This is a genomic window from Pseudomonas sp. UBA7530, from assembly GCF_002479365.1.
Lineage (GTDB): Bacteria > Pseudomonadota > Gammaproteobacteria > Pseudomonadales > Pseudomonadaceae > Aquipseudomonas.
Genome location: NZ_DLMS01000011.1, coordinates 46684 through 67063 on the forward strand (window position 1 = coordinate 46684; position 20380 = coordinate 67063).

At 64.9% G+C, this 20380-nt stretch carries 14 protein-coding genes; 2 read left to right on the forward strand and 12 right to left on the reverse strand.

Annotation, left to right across the window (positions count from 1 at the left end; translation table 11 throughout):
* Positions 1-82: 82 nt before the first annotated feature.
* Both recF and gyrB read left to right on the forward strand, forming a co-directional pair.
* Positions 83-1186 (forward strand): DNA replication/repair protein RecF, encoded by a 1104-nt coding sequence (gene recF / locus B2U07_RS14190; protein WP_275546283.1) that lies wholly within the window; start codon positions 83-85, stop codon positions 1184-1186.
* A 4-nt stretch (positions 1187-1190) separates the two neighbouring features.
* Positions 1191-3611 carry a DNA topoisomerase (ATP-hydrolyzing) subunit B gene (gene gyrB, locus B2U07_RS14195; RefSeq protein WP_197858703.1) on the forward strand — a complete coding sequence of 807 codons (2421 nt, stop codon included), beginning with the start codon at positions 1191-1193 and terminating at the stop codon, positions 3609-3611.
* 109 nt (positions 3612-3720) lie between these two features.
* Here gyrB and B2U07_RS14200 read toward each other — a convergent pair whose 3' ends face one another.
* The 12 genes from B2U07_RS14200 to tssK all read right to left on the reverse strand — a co-directional run bounded on the left by B2U07_RS14200 (position 3721) and on the right by tssK (position 20374).
* Positions 3721-4161 (reverse strand): hypothetical protein, encoded by a 441-nt coding sequence (locus B2U07_RS14200; RefSeq protein ID WP_275546435.1) that lies wholly within the window; start codon positions 4159-4161, stop codon positions 3721-3723.
* Positions 4158-5060, reverse strand: coding sequence for an NAD synthetase (locus tag B2U07_RS14205; protein ID WP_275546436.1), 903 nt, complete (start codon positions 5058-5060; stop codon positions 4158-4160). Before B2U07_RS14205 ends, B2U07_RS14200 begins: the two co-directional genes overlap by 4 nt.
* Before the next feature lie 92 nt (positions 5061-5152).
* A complete protein-coding gene (gene tagQ / locus B2U07_RS14210; RefSeq protein WP_275546437.1) occupies positions 5153-6043 on the reverse strand; it encodes a type VI secretion system-associated lipoprotein TagQ in 891 nt (296 codons plus the stop codon).
* A 53-nt stretch (positions 6044-6096) separates the two neighbouring features.
* Positions 6097-7899: an SUMF1/EgtB/PvdO family nonheme iron enzyme gene (locus B2U07_RS14215; protein ID WP_275546438.1), complete on the reverse strand. Its 1803-nt coding sequence runs from the start codon at positions 7897-7899 to the stop codon at positions 6097-6099.
* On the reverse strand, positions 7892-9091 hold the full coding sequence (locus tag B2U07_RS14220; protein WP_275546439.1) for an FtsX-like permease family protein: 1200 nt from the start codon (positions 9089-9091) through the stop codon (positions 7892-7894). Before B2U07_RS14220 ends, B2U07_RS14215 begins: the two co-directional genes overlap by 8 nt.
* Positions 9091-9807: an ABC transporter ATP-binding protein gene (locus B2U07_RS14225; protein WP_275546617.1), complete on the reverse strand. Its 717-nt coding sequence runs from the start codon at positions 9805-9807 to the stop codon at positions 9091-9093. The genes B2U07_RS14220 and B2U07_RS14225 overlap by 1 nt, the downstream gene beginning before the upstream one ends.
* Positions 9807-12830: a serine/threonine-protein kinase gene (locus tag B2U07_RS14230; RefSeq protein ID WP_275546440.1), complete on the reverse strand. Its 3024-nt coding sequence runs from the start codon at positions 12828-12830 to the stop codon at positions 9807-9809. The genes B2U07_RS14225 and B2U07_RS14230 overlap by 1 nt, the downstream gene beginning before the upstream one ends.
* Entirely contained in the window at positions 12821-13558 is a 738-nt protein-coding gene (locus B2U07_RS14235; protein WP_275546441.1) for a PP2C family protein-serine/threonine phosphatase, read from the reverse strand. The genes B2U07_RS14230 and B2U07_RS14235 overlap by 10 nt, the downstream gene beginning before the upstream one ends.
* Positions 13555-14208 carry a type VI secretion system-associated protein TagF gene (gene tagF / locus B2U07_RS14240; protein WP_115298758.1) on the reverse strand — a complete coding sequence of 218 codons (654 nt, stop codon included), beginning with the start codon at positions 14206-14208 and terminating at the stop codon, positions 13555-13557. The genes B2U07_RS14235 and tagF overlap by 4 nt, the downstream gene beginning before the upstream one ends.
* The gene (gene tssM, locus B2U07_RS14245) at positions 14205-17705 is read right to left on the reverse strand and encodes a type VI secretion system membrane subunit TssM (RefSeq protein ID WP_275546442.1); all 3501 of its coding nucleotides are present in this window, start codon (positions 17703-17705) and stop codon (positions 14205-14207) included. The genes tagF and tssM overlap by 4 nt, the downstream gene beginning before the upstream one ends.
* Positions 17702-19036 (reverse strand): DotU family type VI secretion system protein, encoded by a 1335-nt coding sequence (locus B2U07_RS14250; RefSeq protein ID WP_275546443.1) that lies wholly within the window; start codon positions 19034-19036, stop codon positions 17702-17704. The genes tssM and B2U07_RS14250 overlap by 4 nt, the downstream gene beginning before the upstream one ends.
* A gap of 3 nt (positions 19037-19039) precedes the next feature.
* Positions 19040-20374, reverse strand: coding sequence for a type VI secretion system baseplate subunit TssK (tssK, locus tag B2U07_RS14255; protein WP_275546444.1), 1335 nt, complete (start codon positions 20372-20374; stop codon positions 19040-19042).
* Between the last annotated feature and the right edge of the window lie 6 nt (positions 20375-20380).

Here is a 20380-nt window from a genome sequence, read left to right on the forward strand (position 1 = left end):
TGCTGCGGATTTCATTCCGTAGCATGCCAAGGCTGATTTCGTTTCAGGCAGACCATTTGCCCTCTTCGCCCCGGCTCCGCTCATGTCCCTGACTCGCATCACCCTAACCGCCGTACGCAATTTGCATTCTGCGTCATTGCAGCCTTCGCCACGCATCAACATTCTTTATGGCGCCAACGGCAGCGGCAAGACCAGCGTGTTGGAAGCCATTCATCTGCTCGGTCTCGCCCGCTCCTTCCGCAGCACTCGTCTGCAACCCGTCATTAATTACGAACAACCAGCCTGCACTGTATTTGGTCAGGTGCAGTTGGCCCAGGGCGGCTCGAGCAATCTGGGTATTTCGCGTGATCGCCAGGGTGAGCTGCAGATTCGTATCGATGGGCAAAATGCGCGTAGCGCTGCGCAGCTCGCTGATCTCTTGCCGTTGCAACTTATCAACCCGGACAGTTTCCGCCTGCTGGAAGGCGCGCCGAAGATTCGCAGGCAATTTCTCGACTGGGGTGTGTTCCACGTGGAACATCGCTTTCTCGGCGCCTGGCAGCGTCTGCAGAAAGCCCTGCGGCAGCGTAACTCGTGGCTGCGACATGGTACACTTGACGGTGCTTCGCAGGCCGCATGGGACCGCGAATTGTGCAGCGCGAGCGAGGAAATCGACGCTTATCGGCGAGCCTACATTCAGGCTCTGAAGCCGGTGTTCGAGCGCACCCTTGGTGAGCTGCTGCAACTGGAAGGCTTGACGCTGAGTTATTACCGCGGCTGGGACAAGGACCGTGAGCTGAGCGAAGTGCTCGCCTCTACCCTGCTCCGCGACCAGCAACTGGGTCATACCCAGGCTGGACCGCAGCGAGCCGATTTGCGGCTGCGGCTGGCGGGGCATAACGCGGCGGAAATCCTGTCGCGAGGACAACAGAAGTTGGTGGTGTGTGCATTACGCATCGCCCAGGGCCACCTGGTGAATGAAGCCAAGCGTGGACAATGTATCTATCTGGTGGACGACCTACCGTCGGAGCTGGATGAACAGCATCGTCAGGCACTGTGCCGGTTGCTGGAAGATTTGCACTGCCAGGTGTTCATCACCTGTGTGGACCATGAATTGTTGAGCGAAGTCTGGCAGACGGATACGCCGGTTGCCATGTTCCACGTGGAACATGGCCGTATCACCCAGACCATCGAGCATCGGGAGTGAAGGCATGAGCGAGAACCAAACGTACGATTCCTCCAGCATCAAGGTGCTGAAAGGACTGGACGCCGTACGCAAACGTCCCGGGATGTATATCGGTGACACTGACGATGGTAGCGGTCTGCACCACATGGTGTTCGAGGTGGTCGATAACTCGATCGACGAAGCGCTGGCGGGCTACTGCAGCGAAATCACCATCACCATCCACCCGGATGAGTCGATCAGCGTGCGTGACAACGGCCGTGGTATCCCGGTCGACATGCACAAGGAAGAAGGCGTCTCGGCAGCCGAGGTCATCATGACCGTGCTGCACGCTGGCGGTAAGTTCGATGACAACAGCTACAAGGTGTCCGGCGGCCTGCATGGCGTGGGTGTCTCGGTGGTTAACGCCCTCTCCAAGGAGCTGGTGCTGACCATTCGCCGTAGCGGCAAGATCTGGGAACAGACCTACGTCCACGGTGTACCGCAAGCGCCCCTGACCGCTGTCGGCGACACCGACGGCACCGGCACGCAGATCCACTTCAAACCGTCCGAAGAGACCTTCGCCAATATCCACTTCAGCTGGGACATTCTGGCCAAGCGGCTGCGTGAGCTGTCCTTCCTCAATTCCGGCGTGGGCATCCTGCTGCGTGACGAGCGCACCGGCAAGGAAGAACTGTTCAAGTACGAGGGTGGCCTGAAAGCGTTCGTCGAGTTCCTCAACACCAACAAGACCGTGGTGAACCAGGTATTCCACTTCAATATCCAGCGCGAGGAAGACGGCGTTGGCGTCGAAGTGGCCCTGCAGTGGAACGACAGCTTCAACGAGAACATCCTCTGCTTCACCAACAACATTCCCCAGCGTGACGGTGGTACCCACCTGGCTGGCTTCCGCTCCGCCCTCACCCGTCACCTAAACAACTACATCGAGCAGGAAGGCCTGGCGAAGAAATTCAAGGTCGCCACCACTGGTGATGACGCCCGTGAAGGCCTGACCGCGATCATCTCGGTGAAGGTGCCGGACCCGAAATTCAGCTCGCAGACCAAGGACAAGCTGGTTTCCAGCGAAGTGAAAACCGCGGTCGAGCAGGAAATGGGCAAGTACTTCGCCGACTTCCTGCTGGAAAACCCGAACGAAGCCAAGGCCGTGGTCGGCAAGATGATCGATGCCGCCCGCGCCCGGGAAGCAGCGCGCAAGGCGCGCGAGATGACCCGCCGCAAGGGCGCTCTGGACATCGCCGGCCTGCCCGGCAAACTGGCCGACTGCCAAGAAAAAGACCCGGCGCTGTCCGAACTCTACATAGTGGAGGGTGACTCCGCGGGCGGTTCTGCCAAGCAGGGCCGTAACCGCAAGACCCAGGCGATCCTGCCGCTCAAGGGCAAGATCCTCAACGTCGAGAAGGCGCGCTTCGACAAGATGCTCTCCTCCCAGGAAGTAGGTACGTTGATCACCGCGCTGGGCTGCGGCATTGGGCGTGAGGAGTACAACATCGACAAGCTGCGTTACCACAACATCATCATCATGACCGATGCTGACGTCGACGGTTCGCACATCCGTACCCTGCTGCTGACCTTCTTCTTCCGTCAGTTGCCGGAGCTGATCGAGCGTGGCTACGTCTACATCGCTCAGCCGCCGCTTTACAAGGTCAAGAAAGGCAAGCAGGAGCAGTACATCAAGGACGACGAGGCCATGGACGAATACATGACCCAGTCAGCCCTGGAAGACGCCAGCCTGCACGTCAACGAGAACGCTCCGGGCCTTTCCGGCGGCGCGCTGGAGAAGCTGGTCGGCGAATACCGCCGTGTGATGAAGACCCTGGATCGCCTGTCGCGTGTGTACCCCAAGGAAATCACCGAGCACTTCGTCTACCTGCCGAGCATCGGCCTCGAGCAACTGGCCGACCATGCCGGCATGCAGGCATGGCTGGAGCGCTTCAGCACGCGCCTGAAGGCGATGGAGAAGTCTGGCCAGACCTACACCGCCAGCCTTCGCGAAGACCGCGAGCGCCACGTTTGGCTGCCCGAGGTTGAAGTCAAGGCGCACGGCCTGTCCAGCTACACCACCTTCAACCGCGACTTCTTCGCCAGCAATGATTACAAGACCGTCACGACTCTTGGCGATCAGCTGAACAACCTGCTGGAAGAAGGCGCCTACGTGCAGCGTGGCGAGCGCAAGAAGCCAGTGAGCACCTTCAAGGAAGCGCTGGACTGGCTGATGCACGAAAGCACCAAGCGTCACAGCGTGCAGCGATACAAAGGTCTGGGCGAGATGAACCCGGATCAGCTGTGGGAAACCACCATGGACCCGGAAGTGCGCCGCATGCTCAAGGTGACCATCGAGGACGCCATCGCTGCCGACCAGATCTTCAACACCCTGATGGGCGATGCCGTGGAGCCGCGTCGCGACTTTATCGAGTCCAACGCTCTGGCGGTGTCGAATCTGGACTTCTGATGATCTGCTAGCTGAACCGCTAGTTGGCGTGAAATGAGAAGCCCCTGCCGATGTGAGTCGGCAGGGGCTTTTTAATTTGAACCGGGCTCGCTCCGCGTTAACGCTGACCTTATTTCTTGAAACGCCGTCGCCACGCCGCGCGCTGCCCTCGCACTTCCACCATGGCCACAAGCATGGCGCGGTAGCGCTTGCTGTTCAGCGTCAGCAGGGTACTCAACGGCAGCAGCAAGCCGATGGAGTACAGCAGGTCAGGTGCGCGCCTGCCCCAATGCGTGATGATCACCAGCATGCAGGCGACCATGGCCGCCACGATCAGCCACACCGCCCAGGGGCGGCCGCGAATCACCAGAAGGTTGGCCGCGCACAGGTACAAGGATATTCCGCTGCTGCCCAGCATCATGTAAATGCCATAGTCGTCCAGGCTCGGCGGATAGACTTCCAGCAGCAGAATCTGAGAGACCGCCAGGGAAAATAGCGCCAGAAAGAACGCGGCGATGAAGACCGGGAAGTGCCGGCGCAGTATCGAGAGAAAATCGAGTCCTTGCTTCACTCCAGCTCCTCGTAAAGGCCGATGGCGTAAGTCTGTACCATGCTGCTGCCGAGCAAGCCGAGCCCGGCACCCAGCGCATCTCTGATATTGATCGCCAATGTTGACGAGATCTCACTGGTACTGAAGCGTTTCGGAAGCTCGCCGCTGCTTTGCAGGGCTTTGCGCAGCGCGGGAGTGAGAGCTGGATTGCGGTTCTCCAGAATCTCGTTGGTCAAGCGACGCCGTTCCTGGCGGCTTAGGCCATTCAGGCTCTGATACCAGCTGCGTCCGGTCATGGCCTTGCGCATGTTCATCACACGCAAAATCGTGGCTCCAGCCCCGGCGACGCCACCGAGAGAGATGATATCCAGCGCTCTGGATACGTCCTGGTACCACTGCTGGCTATCCAGCCTATCGAGTGCTTCCGGATTATTCACTTCGGTATAGACGCGAGCAGCACCGGCTACGCATTGCACGGAGCTCGCCGATGCAGCCGCTACGCCCAATGTCGTGATCACCAGGCTGGCACCACCGGTAAACGGCACGATGGCCGTACCGCCGATGATCGCGATCCAGCCCAGCACCGCACCGGCGCAGGCCAGCGTGGTATTGACGCTTTCGGCCACCAGTCGCGACTCGCGTGGGTTGGACCGCACCTGTTGCACGAACTGCTGAGGTGAGACATTGCGCTGGGCTTCGCGGATGATGATGCGCTTGGGTCTGATGCTGCAGATCGGCGTGAACTCGCGAAGGGTCACCGAGTTGAATCTGGTATCGATATACACCACGCCTGCACCGGCGATGGCGGGGTCGGCGTCGATGGCGGCATAGAGCCTGCGCAGGTCGATCATGGCTTCGATGCGCCGTCTTGCCATCATCTGCGATGGGGTATTTTGCAACCCGATCAGGTAGTCGGACATCGGCCCTCCTTGGTTTGTATTCCGATAGCCGCCGGCTCTGCCCGAAAGCGGAAACCAGCGGCGCGCTGTTTAAGCTAGTCACCCGGCGTAACTCAGACGTTCGGGCAGGGAATCGGTGCCCAGTCGCCCATGTCCGGGTTGTTGCACATGCTGTTGACCTGGTTGGTACCGGCCACGGCCACTTGTTGGCTCTTGGCCTGTTTAACTTCGGCCTGTTGCAGAACCTGTTCGGTCTTGACCGCTTCGGTGGGTACCTTGGCCGGCTTCTTGGCAGGGGTCTTGGCTGCGGTGGTCACTTCCGCGCGCGCGACGCCGACGTTCTTCAGGTCAGCCTCGTAGGCCTGGGTGTAGTTGCTCAGGTTCTCGCCAGCCTTGCCATTGACTGCGGTGATCAGGTTATTGGACTCGTTCAGGCCGGCGATGATCTCGGCCAGACGCTTGCGCCCTTCTGTATCGTCGATCGCACCGGACTTGCGCTTCTCCAGCAGGCTGGTGAATTCCTTCTGGTAGCAGCTCTGCGACGCTTCGGCGTAGGCGATGCTGCGGTCGAAGGTGCTGGCACTGGCATTGATGTCGGTGGAGTAGGAGCCGATACGCTGACGGTCGTCGCTGATCTGCTGCTGCTTGGAGGTGTAGTAGGCCGCTGCGCCGCCGACTAGGGCGCCACCGGCGGCGCCAATGGCGGCATTTCGCCCTCGGTCTTCCTTATCGGCGGTCAGGGCACCGGTCAGGGCACCGCCGACTGCACCGAGCATGGCGCCGGTAGCGATCGAACGCGTGATGCTGGAATCGGTATCGCGCAGGTGTTGAACGGGCTGGTAGCAGCTCGGGTAGTAGCTGACTTCGGTGGATTTGCCGACTCGGTTGACCGCAGAGGTGGAGCAGCCGCTGATCAGTACGGTCATCGAGGTGAAACCGATGGCAGCGAGGGTCAGGAGACGGCTGCGAGGTTGCGAGGTGTGTTGCGATGTGGATGGACGCATAGCTAGGTTCTCTGCTGATGGTGGATTGGTGTGTGTGAAACGGCTGATCACGCTCACGGCTGTTGCACCGCTTGCGTTGCCAGCAATTGCTTGAGGATCTCGGCCGGATCGGCCCGCTGCTGGGTCCGGTACAGGGCCACGTGGTTGACGAACAGGGTGGCGCGGTTGACCAGGCTGTTGCCGATCACGGGCTTGCGCGCGAGCTCCTCCTTGATGCGCTGGAACTGTGCCTGGATCACGGCATTGGTGTAGCGGGTGCCGCTGGCCATGTTGTCGATGTAGATCGCCACCGCGCCATCCAGCGCCTTGGTGCCGTTCTGGATAGCGCCGCCGAACACCTGCGCCGAGGTGGCGTCATTGTTTTGCTGCGCCTGGCGCTGGCTCTGGCGCAGGTTGGTCAGGCGGATGTTGTAGTTGTTGATGGTTTCCGCCACCAAGGCGGCGGACTGGATCAGGTTGCCGGCCGCCTCTTCGCGCTGGCGGGCGATCAGCGAGACGTTGCGCTTGAGTTCCTCGTTGACCAATCCGAGCTCGGCTTGCAGGCGCGGATCGGTGGCACTGGCGATGATGCTGTCCAGGCGTTGGGTAGGGTCATCGTCAGCATTGATGTCATCGGTCAGGCCGGCCAGGCGACCCTGCTTCTGCCACTGGGCGAACAGCTCGTCGTAGCGCGAGCGCGGAGCGGACAAGGCGCCGATGGCCACGCGGAAACCGGTGGTTTCGTTGCGTTGCTCGCTGCCGTCAGCACCGAACAACGGGTATTCGCGGCGCATGCCGGTGAACAGCGTGCCCTCGCCTTCCAGGTAGTTGCCGCCCTTGACCACGAAGCCGCCATAGGTGCCCTGGCGGCGCCCGGCACTGACCAGCTGGAACGATTCCTGAACCATTTCGGCGGCGTTGCCGATCACGTCGAACAGACCCAGCGGGTTGGCCTCCTTGGTGCCGATCGGCATCAGTCGGGGGGCCTGACCGGTACCACCTGCCACCTGGTTGAAAACGGCCCATTTGGCCAGCGGGCCATCTTCGTCGCTGCCTTCGACCGGCCGCGGGAACAGCCGTCCCTCCAGTTCCTGACGGCTGACTTCCGAGCCTCCTCGGGCAGCAAACTCCCATTCCACTTCACTAGGCAGCCGGACGAACGCAGCACCGCCCTCCTCGGCCTTGCTACCGCGACCGCTGACCGGCAGCAGGTCGCGGTGATTGGCCAGTAGCCAGGCGCTGTAGACCGCTGCGAAGCGCTCGGCTTCGAAACGCGACAGTTTCACCTGCGGCAGTCGTCCGCTCAGATCGGTGACCGGCGCACACGCTGGAGCAGGCTCGCCGCCGGCCAGTGATTGAGCCTGGGCCATGACCTGGGCGTACTGGCGGGCGGTGACTTCGTATTTGCCGATGAAATACATCATCGGCTTCAGCGGGCTGCCGACGTCGATCCTGGGCAAACGCTCGGTGATCTGTTTCTGCCACTGCGGTGCCAGGTCCTGCAGGCTGAACTGACCGTTGATGAAGTCGCGGCGATAGCCGGAAATGAAAGACTGCTTGTAGCCCGCCTCCCCTTCGCTGAACGGATAGCCCAGGCTGACTTCGCGATCATCCAGGCTGCCCTGCGTCAGCACGTAGACATGACGGAAAACCATCTCTCCGCCACAGGGCAGCGGCAGGCTGACGTCGCCCGGCAACGGCTTGGGGTTATCCAGCTTGGCCAATTGCTCCGCATCCAGTTCGCGGGCGGGCTCGCCGGATGACTGCGCAGGTGTGGCAGCTTTGTTCGCCGCTGGTGGCTCCTCGCCCGGCGAGCAGGCCGCCAGAGCCAGTGTGGCGAACATCAGGGCGGAAGCAGCGAAACGACAGTCAGACATCGCGAATTCCTTGAGAGGCGTCGATCCGGGCCGCACGTCGCCCTCCCAGCGCAGCGGCAAGGGCGCTGGCCAGCAGGACGGCGCCGAGGGCCACCAGGTAATGCTCGGGCAGCAGGCGACTGGCGTAGTCGCCCGGCACCTGTACGAAAAGATGGTTGATGCCGCCCTCCGCCAAGCGGTACAGCAGGGCCGACAGGACACTGGCGAACAGGCCGCTGTACAGCGCCTGGAGAATTACGAACAGCAACAGCGCACCGCTGCCGAAGCCCAGCAGGCGCAGCACCGCCAGTTCACGCTGCTTGCGCTCCACTGCAGCCAGGGCGCCGGCACTGGTTGCCGCTACGGCGCCACCCAGGGCCAGGGCGGTGATCAGCCAGAACAACAGATCGAGGTTGCGGCTCAGGGCCTGTACCTGGGCGATCTGCGCTGCCTGAGTGACCACCTGTACCTGCTGCGTGGCCAGATACTGGCGCAGCGGCTCGACGTCTTCGAGCGTGCGCGCATACAGACGAAATCCCGGGTAGATGCGTGGCGTCTGCCCTGCTGCTGCGCCAGGCCAGTCCAGCGCAGCGACCGCCAGGCCGTCGCGGTAGTCCTCGACGGCTTCCAGCAGGATCTGCGGCGCGAACAGCGCATCGCGCTCGAAGGCGGCCAGTGGCAGCACAGCCAGCACCTGCAACGTGGTCTGTTGCCACTGCAGGTCGCCGCCACGCTGGCGGCCGAAGCGTGCCTGCAACGATTCGCCGGCCTCGACACCGAGTTTCTCGGCAGCGGTATGGCTGAGCACCACCTGTTGCAGCGCCCGTGGCACTGGCAGGCCCTGCAGCAGCGGATCGCCGGGCGCCGTCGGCAGCATCTCCACGCTGACCCTTGCCTCCCCTGGCGCGACCTGCAATTCGCTGGTAGCCGCGATCTGCCGGGTACGCGGGATGGCGAAGGCAACGTCCTCACGCTGGCTCAGTGCCTCGATGAATTCTGGCTGCAGGCGCGTGCCGCCCAGCGGAATGATCTCGCGCACAGCAGGGTCACGTTGCAGGCGTTCGGTCAGGCTGCCGACCAGGCCGTACTTCAGGCCGAACAGCACCAGCAGCGGTGCGATCACCGCCACCAGGGCGAGCACGGCGCAGGCCGACAGGCGCGCTTCGCGGCGGTAGTCCTGCCAGGCCAGGCTGGCGATCAGCAGCGGGCGCATCAGGCAGCCTGCTCCAGATGGGCGCTGACACCGCCGTCGGCGTCACGCCGGCAACTCATGCGCAGAATGTGCAGGCCGGCGCGCTGCGCCAGCGCTTCGTCGTGCGTCGCCACCACGCAAGTCGCACCGGTCTCTGCAGCCTGGGTGAGCAGCAGCTGCATGACGCGTTCGGCGTTGAGCGGGTCCAGCGCCGCAGTGGGTTCGTCAGCCAGCAACAATTGCGGCTCGTGTGCCAGCGCACGCGCGCAGCTGACTCGTTGCCGTTGGCCGATCGACAACTGCGCCGGATACTTGGCCAGCTGCTCCTGCACATCCAGCGCCTGTGCCAGACGCTGCACCTTGCCGTTGTCCGTCATGCCGAGCAGTTGCCGGGGCAGTGCGATATTGCCGCGCACGTCGAGAAAACCGAGCAGCCCGCCGGCCTGCAGCACATAACCCAGATGCCGGCTGCGTAGCTGCGCCAGCTGGCTTTGCCGGCCCTGCCGCCACAGCTCGGAGATATCGCTGACAGTGCCGGCCAGCTCCAGATCGAAAGCCTCGGCGGAATCCGGAGCCAGCACCATGGCCAGCAGATCGAGCAGCGTGCTCTTGCCGCAACCGCTGGGTCCGACCAGCGCCACCTGCGCGCCTGCATGCAGCTGCAACCGCTCGATGGCCAGGCTGTAGCGCTGTGCGCCCTGGCCACGTTGCTTGAGGACCTGCTGCAGGCGAATCATCATGGCAGCGTCGACAGCGGTACACGGTACAGGGCGTCGCCCGGCTCGGCATTGCCGAAGCGCACCCAGTTGGCCATGTCGTTGTGGAAGGTTTCGTAGAGACGAATCTTCGACTCCAGCTCGTCGATGAAGTCCTCCTGCTCGGCCACCGACAGCGACAGCCAGAGATCCTGGGTCATGCTCAGCGCCTTGCTGCGATACGGCAGGCCGTCGAGGTATTCGCCGAGTACGCCGCTCTGTGCCAGGTTGGCGCCCTGGCGCAGTGCAGCTGGGTCGCGGCTCATGTAAGCGCTGGCGCTGGCGATTTCGCTGAAGAAGTCAGCCGGCGAGGTCTTGGTCTTGCGCGCGGCGTCGACGATCAACTTGAGCGACTGCTGCAGGTCGTTGAGTTGCAGCTTGGTCAGCATCACGCAGACCTGCAGTGTCGGCAGGTTGGGGTTGCTCAGGTCGCGGTCGGCGGTCCAGGCGCTGACCAGTTGCGGCGCCTGACTGGCGCTGCGGCGGCCGAGAAAGTCCATGTGCATGGCGTAGCCGATGGCCTGCGACTTGGCCGCGAGGTTGGCGCCACCGGCCAGTTGCGGCGTCTCGGGCGCCTGCTGTGCGCGGATCTGCTGCGCCAGTTCGGCGAAGGTCGAGCCGATCTCGCGTACGCGCTCGCCGAAGGCTTCGACATCACCACCCGGCACCGAGACGTAGAGGTCGCCGATCTGCGGGTTGCTGTCGGCCGTCAGCACCCGATACTGCTGCTCGGCCGAGGCGTGGTTGGACTTGCCGGCTGGTGTGCGCAGATGCAGGGCGAAGATCTTGATCTGCTTGCTCAGCGCCGCCTGGCGTACCTCGGCCTCGTTCATCCGGGTGCTGCTGTGCGGGTCGTTCTTGCGCAGCGCACCGGCGTCGCTGACCAGCAGGATCAGGCGCCCGCCATAATTCGACCAGTCCATGCCCTCGACGGCCTGCATGACGCCGGCGAAGGCATCCTCGTTGAAGGAATGGCTGGACACGCTGGTCGCCTGCACCTGTTCGGCGGCGCGCAGAAAACGCTGCGGGTCGCTGCCGTCCTGCAGGCTGACCAGGGTCTTGCTCAGGTATTGCAAACCCGGGGTGCGCTCGGTGCTGTTGCGATAGCCGACCAGACCGAAGCTGACGTTATCCAGCTCGCCACGTGCCTGCAGCTGGCTCTGCAGCTCGCTGACCACCTGGCGCACGCGGTCGATGTAGGGCTGCATCGACACCGAGGTGTCGACCACCAGCACGATGCCGGTGCGGAAGCCCGAATCGGTGGCAGTCGCCGGCTTGCCGGCAGGTGTCTGAGACTGGGCGGCGTTGCCGGGATCGATCGAGGCGATGTTGAGCAACTGCACCGGCTGCCCCTCGGCGTCGAAGGCTTCGCGGAAGTCGAAGATCGGCATCAGGTAGAACTGATCCTGCGGCACGGCGCTGGCGGTGGGCTCCAGTGCAACCACCTGCGGTACCTGCTCGGGGTCGTTCTGCGCCTTGAGCAGCAGCTCGCGAGCCTGGCTGGTGCGATCGATCAGGCGCTCCACGTCGGCGGCCTGTTGCATGAACAGCACAGGTGCCCGACCGGAGCGTTCGGTGAACTTCAGCACCAGGCTCTGTTTCCAGTCGGTTGCTTGTTCGGCGGCGATCCAGCCCTGCACCCGGCCATCGCTGGCCGCACCGACCTGCAGCCAGGTCTGGCCGTCCTGGCTGCGCTTGGCGTACACGTAGAGCACCGAGAAGGCTGGCAGCGCCTCGCCGCTGGCGGCGCCGGGAGCGTTAAGCAGTTGCGCGCCGGGCTTGGCCAGGATGCGCTGGTAAAGGGTCTTCTTGCCCGGCATGAGCAACGGGTGGTCGCCCGCTTCACCCGTGTCGGCCACTTGCTGTGTATCTGCGACTGGCTGTTCGTCGCGCTGCGGTGGGGTGTCCGAGGCCACCACCGGAGACGGTTGGGCGAGCCACCAATAGGCGCCGCCACCCAGACCCAGCGCGGCGGCTACGGCCACCGCCAGCAGCGCCATGCGAGGGCTCTTGCTACCAGCAGTGGACGACCGCCCCGCTACGCTGGCTGCCGTGGCAGTCGGTGCGGGTGCCACGGTCGGCGCTGGTGCCGGTGCGCTGCGTGGAATCTCGATGGAGACCGGTTGCAGATCGCCGAGCTCGCTAGTCGAGGGCGCGCTCAGCGTGGCCTGCGGGGTGAGCGCTGGACGGATCACGGTCGCATCCGAGTCGGGTGTCGGCAGGGCATCCAGCGCGGCCAGCAGTTCCCCGGCATTGCTGAAGCGTTCATCCGAATTCTTCGCCAGCAGGCGTTGCAGCAGCGTCTGATAGCGGCTGTGCTGCAATGGCAGCTCCGGCAATGGTTGGGTCAGGTGCGCCAGCGCCGTGGACAGGGCATCGGTGCCCATGTACGGCAACTCGCCGACCAGAATTTCATAGAGCACCACGCCCAACGCATAGAGGTCGGCGCGGCCGTCGATATCCAGACCGCGCGCCTGCTCGGGGCTCATGTAGTTGGGCGTGCCGACGGCAAAGCCCACCTGGGTGAACTGAGTACTGTCGTCGAGCGACTTGGCGATACCGAAGTCCGACAGCACTGCGGTGCCGTCGGCGCGAAAGAGGATGTTGGCCGGTTTCACGTCGCGGTGGATCAAGCCCTGGCTGTGGGCGTAGCCCAGCGCCGAGGCGATCTGGCGGATGTACTGCAGGCCCTGCTCGGGGCTCAGGCCGGCGGCGATACGCTCGCGCAGGGTACCGTTGGGCAGGTACTCCATGGCCATGTAGTAGTGCTCGCCGGCGTTGCCGATGTCGTGCACGGTGACCACATGCGGGTGGGCCAGACGCGCCAGGGTCTTGCCCTCGCGCAGGAAACGCTCGCAGAACGAGGCATCGGCCGCCAGCGCCGGGGCCATGATCTTCAACGCCACCTTGCGCTCGAGGGAGCGCTGCAGCGCCAGGTAGACGGTGGCCATGGCGCCTTCGCCGATCACGCCTTCGATGTCGAAACCGGGAATGTTCAGGTCCATGAGGCGGGCTCGCTGGTCTTGATGACGATGGCGGTGATGTTGTCGGGAGCGCCGCGGGTCAGGCCCAGATGAACCAGACTGCGCACCACCTGATAGGGGTCGGCATGGGCCAGTACATCGCGGATTTCGTGGTCTTCGGCGGTGCGGGTGAGGCCGTCGCTGCACAGCAGCCAGGTATCGCCGGGGAGGACCTCGAACTGGCTACCGGCGAGTTCCAGCTGGTCCTGCACGCCGACGGCGCGGGTGACGACGTTGGCGCGAGGATGCAGGCGCGCCTCGGCCTCGCTGAGCAGGCCGCTGTCCTGCAGGTCCTGCACGTAGCTGTGGTCACGCGAGACCGCCTGCAGCTCACCCGCTCGCAGCCGGTACAGTCGGCTGTCGCCGGCCCACAGGCACAGGCCACGGTCGCCACGCGTCGCCATCAGCACCACGGTGCTGCCCATCATGCTTACGCCGCGCAGTTGGGTCTGCTCGCGCACCGCCGCATTGACCTGGCTGAGGCTGTGTCGCAGTACCTGCTCGTAGTCATTCAGGCTGTCGCTTGCGTTGAGGTTGCGCAGGCTGTCGACGATCAGGCTGCTGACATAATCGCCCGCGGCGTGTCCGCCCATGCCATCGGCCACGACCCAGAGGCCGGCTTCGGGCCGCTCCAGATAAGCGTCTTCGTTGATCTGACGAACCAGGCCGACATGACTGTAGGCCGCCGATCGGTAATGCAGTGCAGTCATTGCGCGACCACCTCCGGCCCCAGCAGGTAAACCGCGAACGACTCGGTCGGCGGCAGTCCCTGGCAACGGCGCAGGCCGGCCGCGATGCGTTGCGAGCCACGCCCCCACCACAGGCTGGCGCCGCTGCAGGCCTGGGCGGCCAGCGCTGCCAGGCGCCCCGCTGCATCGACCACCGGCCAGTGTTGCAGGCCATGCGCCTCGTCGTGCGCGGGTGTCACTGTGTCCGGCAAGGGTTCCAGGCGCTGCACCTCGCTTTCGAAGTCTTCGAAGCGGGCGCCCTCTTCCAGGGTGCTCAGCAGCAGGTTCTCGATCCGCTCGAACCACGATTCGTTTGCCTGCAAGGCCAGCAGCGGCTGCCCGCCGGGGATGGGGCAGGCGATGGTCAGCGGGAAGTAGCGGCCCACGCGGTCGATGCTTGGCATCAGCACCCCGGTCATGGCCTCGCTACCGCACACGCCCGGTGCCAGGGCGAAGCGCCACAACGGGCTGGTCAGGTAGGCGTCCAGCCAGTGTTCACCGAGCTGTTGCCGGCTTGTCTGCAGGCCAGCGGAGAGCCAGGCGTCCCAGCTGCGCTGGAAGTCCTTCGGCAGGTTGCGCTCGATGAAGTCGCCGCGGCTGGCGACCTTGCCGTAGAAACCCATCATCGTCATAGCCGCTCCGGCAGGGTGAAGCCGGCCACTGCGCGACTCTTGAAAGGATTGAAGGCACTGCTGGCGCGCAGTTCGTAGGCAACGCTGGAGCGATCCAAGCGTATACGCAGGTTGAAGCGATCCGGCGAGGCACCGCCAATCAGCTCGGACTGGTCGAGCAGGCGGAACCAGGCCCAGGGCCCTTCCAGGGTCAGGGCCGAGCGCCCGCCTTCTACTGGTGGCGACACCGACAGACGTACTACGCCGATGCTGCTCGGGTTCGGCCATTGCACCGCCACCGGACGGCTCGGGCCGTGGTCGAAACCGATCAGTTGGCCGTCGAGATCGAGCTGCGACTGGCTGATGGTGGCATCCATGCTCACCGGCTTGAGGTCGAAGCGCACGCTGGGCTGCAGGCCGCCGCTGCGGAAGAACTCGTCGCGGATCAGCGCCGCGCGCTGGAAGGTCTGCAGCACACCGGCGGAGATGCCCAGCTTCTGTGCCGCGCCCGGCTGCCAGCGCCAGGTGCGTGCGGAGGTATCGACGTAGGGTTGCAGGTACTTGCGGAAGTAGCTGTCCATGACCCCGCCGACGCCGAAGAACTGGCCGAAATCATCCAGCGTGGCGTCGCGCTGGCTACCCGGTACCATGGGGTAACGGCCGGCCAGCGACTGCCGCCAGACATTGACCACATCGCTTTGCCAGGCCGCATTGAGCTGGTTGCGCACCCCGCCCATCATGCTGTTGGTGCTGGCTGCGACGACCGAGCCTACCAGGCCCTGAACCAGCTTCGGCTGACGTGCCGCTGTCAGGTTGACCCTTGCCGCGGCGGCACTGGCCTGGTTCTTCGCCTCGCCGAGCAGCGCCTCGCCGCTGGCGCCGACCATGCTGCTGAGTTGCACGTAAAGTTCGTTGAGATCCGCCAGCAGGCCATCGATGGCCATCGGCGCCGACGGGTCCTGGCTGACCAGGCTGTTGAGCTCGGCGAAATGCGCGCTGACCGGATCGATCTCGCTCACCGCCGCCACGGCATTGCCGGCGGGAGTCTGGCCAAGCAGCGAGCCGAGCTTCTGCTTGAGCTGGTCGACACCCTCGTCGCTGGTCTTGGCCACACCTTCGGCTTCGGGCGCCTGCTGCAGATCGGTTTCCCGCGCCACTGCGATCAGCAACTGCTTGAGCGGCGAGGATGGTCCCGAGAGTATCCGCAGCACGTCGGCGGCCCGGGCCACGCTGGTGATCGACACGAAGTCGAGATCGGCCAGCAGCGCATCCCACTGTTGCACGTAATCGCGCAGGTACAGCTGGCGTACATCGGCGGCCAGGTTCACCGCGTCCTGAGTGCTGTCGAGCTGACGGCCCAGCACCCATTGTTCCTCAGCCACCACGCTGGCCTGGCCGACGCTGGCGCGGAGGAAGGCTTCGCGGTAGCCGCGGCGGGTGTAGAAACCACTCAGCGGATCGCTCAGCGCTTTGCCACTCTTGCGCGTGAAGATCAGCGCGGCGTCGCGCCCGGCGGCTTCGCTGATGCGGAAGTCACTGACCCCGGCCGGCAGCTTCTGCCGCTTGACCCGGTCGTATACGCGCTGCGCCAGCGGCAGACGTTGCAGTTGCATGCGCAGCTCGTCGATCAGGCGCTGATCCAGACGCGCGTCCGGTGGACGACGTTCGAACAGCGCCTGCAGATGCCCGTCGAGCGCCTGGCGCTGCTCGCCCGGCAAGTCACGCGGCAGGCTCTGATCCCAGTCCAGAGCGATCCAGGCCTTGATGAACTCGGCGTCGTAATGTTCGCCGCCACCGAGCATCAGGTAGGCCTTGAGTCCTTCGTAGAGGTAATCGGTGCCACCGCCGGAACGCAGTTGTTCCTCAACGCGGCTGAGCAGGCGCGGGGCGAAGGTGGCTACCAGCAGACGGCGATAGACGCTGGCGGCCTGCTCCTCGAGCATGTCGCCCTGATACAGACCCAGGCCCTTGGCCCAGTCCGGCGGATCGCCAGCAAGGTTGCGTACGGCGCTGAGCAGGGGCAGTACCGCCAGTACATCGCGTTGCGCCGGGCTGAGGCTGCGCACCTGCTGCTCCAGCGGCACGGTGCGCGCGCCGACCTGGGCGATATGCTCGCGGTTGGCGTTGAAGCTGAGCAGCCACAGCGTACTTACCACCAGTACCAGCGCCACGCTGGCAGCCAGCGAGCCGATGGCCAGCCATCTGCGGCGGCGCTCGACCTTTTGGTCGACGCCGACCAGGCCGCGCTCGGCGAATGCGACGCGGCTGAACAGGTGCTGGAGGAAATAGCTGCGGCCGCTGCCGCTCTGCCTGGCCAGGTGCTGGCGGTCGAGGTTCATGCTCTGCGCCATGGCGCCGATCAGGCGGTCGATCGGGCTGCCTTCCTGAGTGCCGCTGGTGAAGTACACACCGCGCAGCAGGGTGCGCTCCTCATAGGCATTGGGTTTGAACACGCCGTTGAGAAACTCGCCGAGCAGGCTCTTGATCGCCGCGAATTGCTGCGGGAAACCGTAGATCAGGTCGCGTCGGGCTGGATCGCGCTCGCGCTGCAGACGTTCGACCAGGCGCTGGTTGAGGCGCTGTTCGAGGGCGATGAACTCGCTGTCGAAATTCTCCAGCGGGCCGCCGATGCTCTTGCCGTCATCCAGGGCGAAGGTAAAGCCCCAGACCTGGGCACGTTTCTCACGGCTGAGGTCGTCGAAGAACTCCATGAAGCCCGGCACCAGGTCGCACTTGGTGAGCATCACGTAGACCGGGAAACGCACGCCGAGCTGGGTATACAGCTCCTGCACCCGCGAGCGGATCGCCGCCACGTGTGCGGCACGTTCGCTGTCGCTGCTCTGCAGCAAATCGGACAGGCTGATGGCGATGAAGGCGCCATCGATCGGGCGGCGCGCACGTTGGGTCTTGAGCAGGTCGAGAAAGCCGAGCCAGGCCGCCTTGTCCACCTGGGCGTGGCTGTCCTGGGTGGTATAGCGCCCGGCGGTGTCGAGCAACACCGCTTCGTCGGTGAACCACCAGTCGCAGTTGCGCGTACCGCCCACGCCGCGAACGGCCCCGGCGCCCAACTGCGCTGCCAGCGGGAAGTTCAGCCCGGAGTTGACCAGTGCGGTGGTCTTGCCGGAGCCGGGCGGCCCGATGATCACGTACCACGGCAGCTGATACAGGTTGCGCCGCTCATCGCCGCCCAGGCGCGCCTTCTTCAGCAACGCCAGGGCTTCGTCCATGCGCTGGCGCAGGGTCGCCAGCTCCTCGGCGGTGGCCACGCTGGCGGCATCCGGTGCTGCCTGTGCAGCCAGGCCGTCGAGTACGTTGCGCTCCTGCTGGCGTTCGCGCAGCAGCCAGAACAGGCGCCAGCCAAGCCACAGGGCGAGCAGCAGGACGATCAGCGTCCAGCGCGTCCAGGCCGGCTGCAGTGCATTGAGCAGCGGACCGATGAACCAGATGATCAGGCTCAGGGCGATCAGCCCGAGCAGCGGGATGACCCAGCGGGTGATGAATCCGAACAGCGCCTTCACTCCACACCCTCCGCCAGCACGGTGATCTCTACCCGGCGATTCTTCGCCCGTCCTTCGGCCGTGGCATTGGATGCCAGCGGTTCGGTGTCGCTCAGGCCCTCGGCGCTGAAGCGCTCGGCCTGGCCGGTGCGCGCTGCGAGGATCTGCAGCACCTCTTCGGCGCGGGCACGCGACAGTGCCCAGTTGGAGGGGAAGCGCAGCGTGGCGATCGGCTGGTTGTCGCTGTGGCCGGTGATGCGCACCTGGCCCTTGACCTTGGCAACCGCCTCGGCGATGCGCAGCAGCAACGGCTGGAAGTCGTCACGGATGCTGGCGCTGCCGGAGCTAAACAGCTCGTCGCCACGGATGGTCACCACCGACCGGTCGACGCCATCCTCGACCGCTACGCGGTTGGCGCGGATGTCGTCGGCGAGGAAGGTGGCCAGGCGCGGGCGCTCCACTACACGCGGCTTGACCACGGCTGGTTCGATGCTCTGCACCGGTACTTCGCCCAGGGCGTGGATCTGCCGGAATACCGGTTCGGCGTCGGCCGCGAGCATCATCCTCAGTGTCATCAGCAGCATCAGCAACAACGCCAGCGCCACGGCCAGGCCGACCCAGGGCGGTAGCAGTCGTGACAGCCTGTCCGGCGCCACGCTGACCCCGCGCCAGTGCGGCGACAGCTCCTGTTCGCGCTCGCCACGCACGCTGCGCAGGGTCGCTGCGGTACGCTCGCGCAGCGCTTCCAGCTGGCTGCGACCGTCATGCATGACCCGATAGCGACCCTCGAAGCCGAGGCTGGTGCACAGGTACAGCAGCTCCAGCAGATCGAGTCGTTCGCGTGGGCTTTGCAGGCAGTGTTCGAGTAGCTGGAACACCTTCTCGCCGCCCCAGGCCTCGTTGTGCACGGTGATCAGCAGGCTTTGCTTGCCCCACTCGCTGGTGCTGCCCCAGGGCGTGCTCAGCACCGCCTCGTCGAGGGCGGTGCACAGCGCATAGCGCGCCAGCAACACGTCGTTGCGCGGCACACCGGCGGCCTCGGCACGCTGTTCGAACTGGCGCAGGTAACCCAGCAACTGGGCGCGAAGGCTGGCCGGTGCGGGATGGGCCAGGGTGCTGCGCAGCCGGGTGAGCATGCTCAGCAGCGGCCCGGCGGCCTGCTCCAGCGGGTTCATGCCACGCGCCTGGCCCGCCGGTAGCGGCGCGGCCGGCATCTGCAGCGGTGCCGCAGCCGGGGCCTCGGCTGGCGCCTGCGGAGCACGGCCACCGGGGCGGGGCATGAACTGAGTGCGGTCGTTGTTCGCCGGTTGAGGTGCTGGCGGCTTGTTCAGCCAGTCGTCTTGATCGGTCATGGATTAACCCCGTATCGCCCAGAAGGCCAGATTCAGGCCGGGGTACTCGCCCGCCACGTGGAAGGCGAAGCCGCCGGAATGCGCCAGCTGCTTCCAGTGTTCGCTGCCACGGTCGAGCTCGTAGTAGGTCGAGCCGGCGTGGAATGGAATCTGCCTTGGCGCCACCGGCAGCGGCAGCAGGTTGATACCCGGCAGCTGCAGGTTGACCAAATCGCGAATGTGCTCCACCGAGCCGATCTTGCTCTGCTGGCCGAAGCGCCCGCGCAGGGTCTCGGCGGGCATGTCGGCGCGGACCACCAAGATGAAGCTGGCGCTGTCCAGCAGGCTGCGGTCGGCCAGCATGGCCACGTGCACGCCGTAGGCCTTCTCGACGATGGGAATGGGTACGGCCTTGCTGTCGATCAGCATCGACAGGGCTTCGCGCAGTGCCTGCATCACCGGGGTGAAGCTGGCCTGCAGGTCATCGTGGATGTAGGGCGGGAACTCCAGCGGCCTGCGCCCGGCGTTGGAGAAGGTGGCGAACTCGCCGGCCAGAGCCAGCAATTCGCTGTACAGACGCTCCGGGTGCAAGGGTTGCAGCTGGGCCAGGTGGGCGAACAGTGGCTGCGCGCGGTTGACCAGTTGCAGCAGCATGAAATCGGCAATTTCCGAAGCGCCGCCGGCGCTGGAGGCCACCACGCGCCCGGCCAGGGCTTCGCCACGCTGGTGCAGCAAGCCCAGCAGTTCGCCACGAAAGGCTGCCAGTGGTGCGCTGGCCGCCACGTCGAGCAGCGGTGGGATGTACTGTTCGTCCAGCACCAGGGCGCGGTCGGCGCGTTTTTCCCGCACGCGCGCCACGCCCAGCACGGCGTATTCCTGCAGGCCATCGGCGGCGGTCAACAGGCGCAGGGCGCGTTCGCCAACCATCACCGGCACACGGCTTTCAAACGCGGCGTTGTCGTCGCGCACTTCGCGGACCTGGCCACGATAGCGCGCGCCGCCCAGCGCTTCACCCGCTTCGACGGTGTCTCGCACACCCGCCCGGCGCAGCGGCAGGGCCAGATAGATCACGCCGTCGCGCAGGTCGTCGGGGATTTCCAATGGCTCCGGCGCCACGTCATCCTGGGGGATGTTGAACGGTGTGCCGTCGGGCAACAGGCCGCGGGCGCTGACGATGGCCAGCTTGCCCTGTGCCAGCAGGCCGATATCCAGCTGCAGCTCGGCGAAGCCCCAGCCGGCGGCCGACAGCGGGCGGCTGCGGGCGTCGATCAGCGCCTCCAGGTAGCGGTCATGCTGCTGGAAATGCTGGGTGCCGATGAACATGCCTTCGGACCAGATCACACGGTTGTTCCAGGACATACAGGC

What these genes read in the sequence shown, in the direction of transcription:
- B2U07_RS14220 (WP_275546439.1), bottom strand. Translation starts at nt 9,091, where the DNA reads ATGCGCCCGCTGCTGATCGCCAGCCTGGCCTGGCAGGACTACCGCCGC.
- recF (WP_275546283.1), top strand. Translation starts at nt 83, where the DNA reads ATGTCCCTGACTCGCATCACCCTAACCGCCGTACGCAATTTGCATTCT.
- B2U07_RS14205 (WP_275546436.1), bottom strand. Translation starts at nt 5,060, where the DNA reads ATGTCCGACTACCTGATCGGGTTGCAAAATACCCCATCGCAGATGATG.
- tagQ (WP_275546437.1), bottom strand. Translation starts at nt 6,043, where the DNA reads ATGCGTCCATCCACATCGCAACACACCTCGCAACCTCGCAGCCGTCTC.
- tssK (WP_275546444.1), bottom strand. Translation starts at nt 20,374, where the DNA reads ATGTCCTGGAACAACCGTGTGATCTGGTCCGAAGGCATGTTCATCGGC.
- B2U07_RS14235 (WP_275546441.1), bottom strand. Translation starts at nt 13,558, where the DNA reads ATGACTGCACTGCATTACCGATCGGCGGCCTACAGTCATGTCGGCCTG.
- tagF (WP_115298758.1), bottom strand. Translation starts at nt 14,208, where the DNA reads ATGACGATGATGGGTTTCTACGGCAAGGTCGCCAGCCGCGGCGACTTC.
- B2U07_RS14215 (WP_275546438.1), bottom strand. Translation starts at nt 7,899, where the DNA reads ATGTCTGACTGTCGTTTCGCTGCTTCCGCCCTGATGTTCGCCACACTG.
- gyrB (WP_197858703.1), top strand. Translation starts at nt 1,191, where the DNA reads ATGAGCGAGAACCAAACGTACGATTCCTCCAGCATCAAGGTGCTGAAA.
- B2U07_RS14225 (WP_275546617.1), bottom strand. Translation starts at nt 9,807, where the DNA reads ATGATTCGCCTGCAGCAGGTCCTCAAGCAACGTGGCCAGGGCGCACAG.
- B2U07_RS14250 (WP_275546443.1), bottom strand. Translation starts at nt 19,036, where the DNA reads ATGACCGATCAAGACGACTGGCTGAACAAGCCGCCAGCACCTCAACCG.
- B2U07_RS14230 (WP_275546440.1), bottom strand. Translation starts at nt 12,830, where the DNA reads ATGGACCTGAACATTCCCGGTTTCGACATCGAAGGCGTGATCGGCGAA.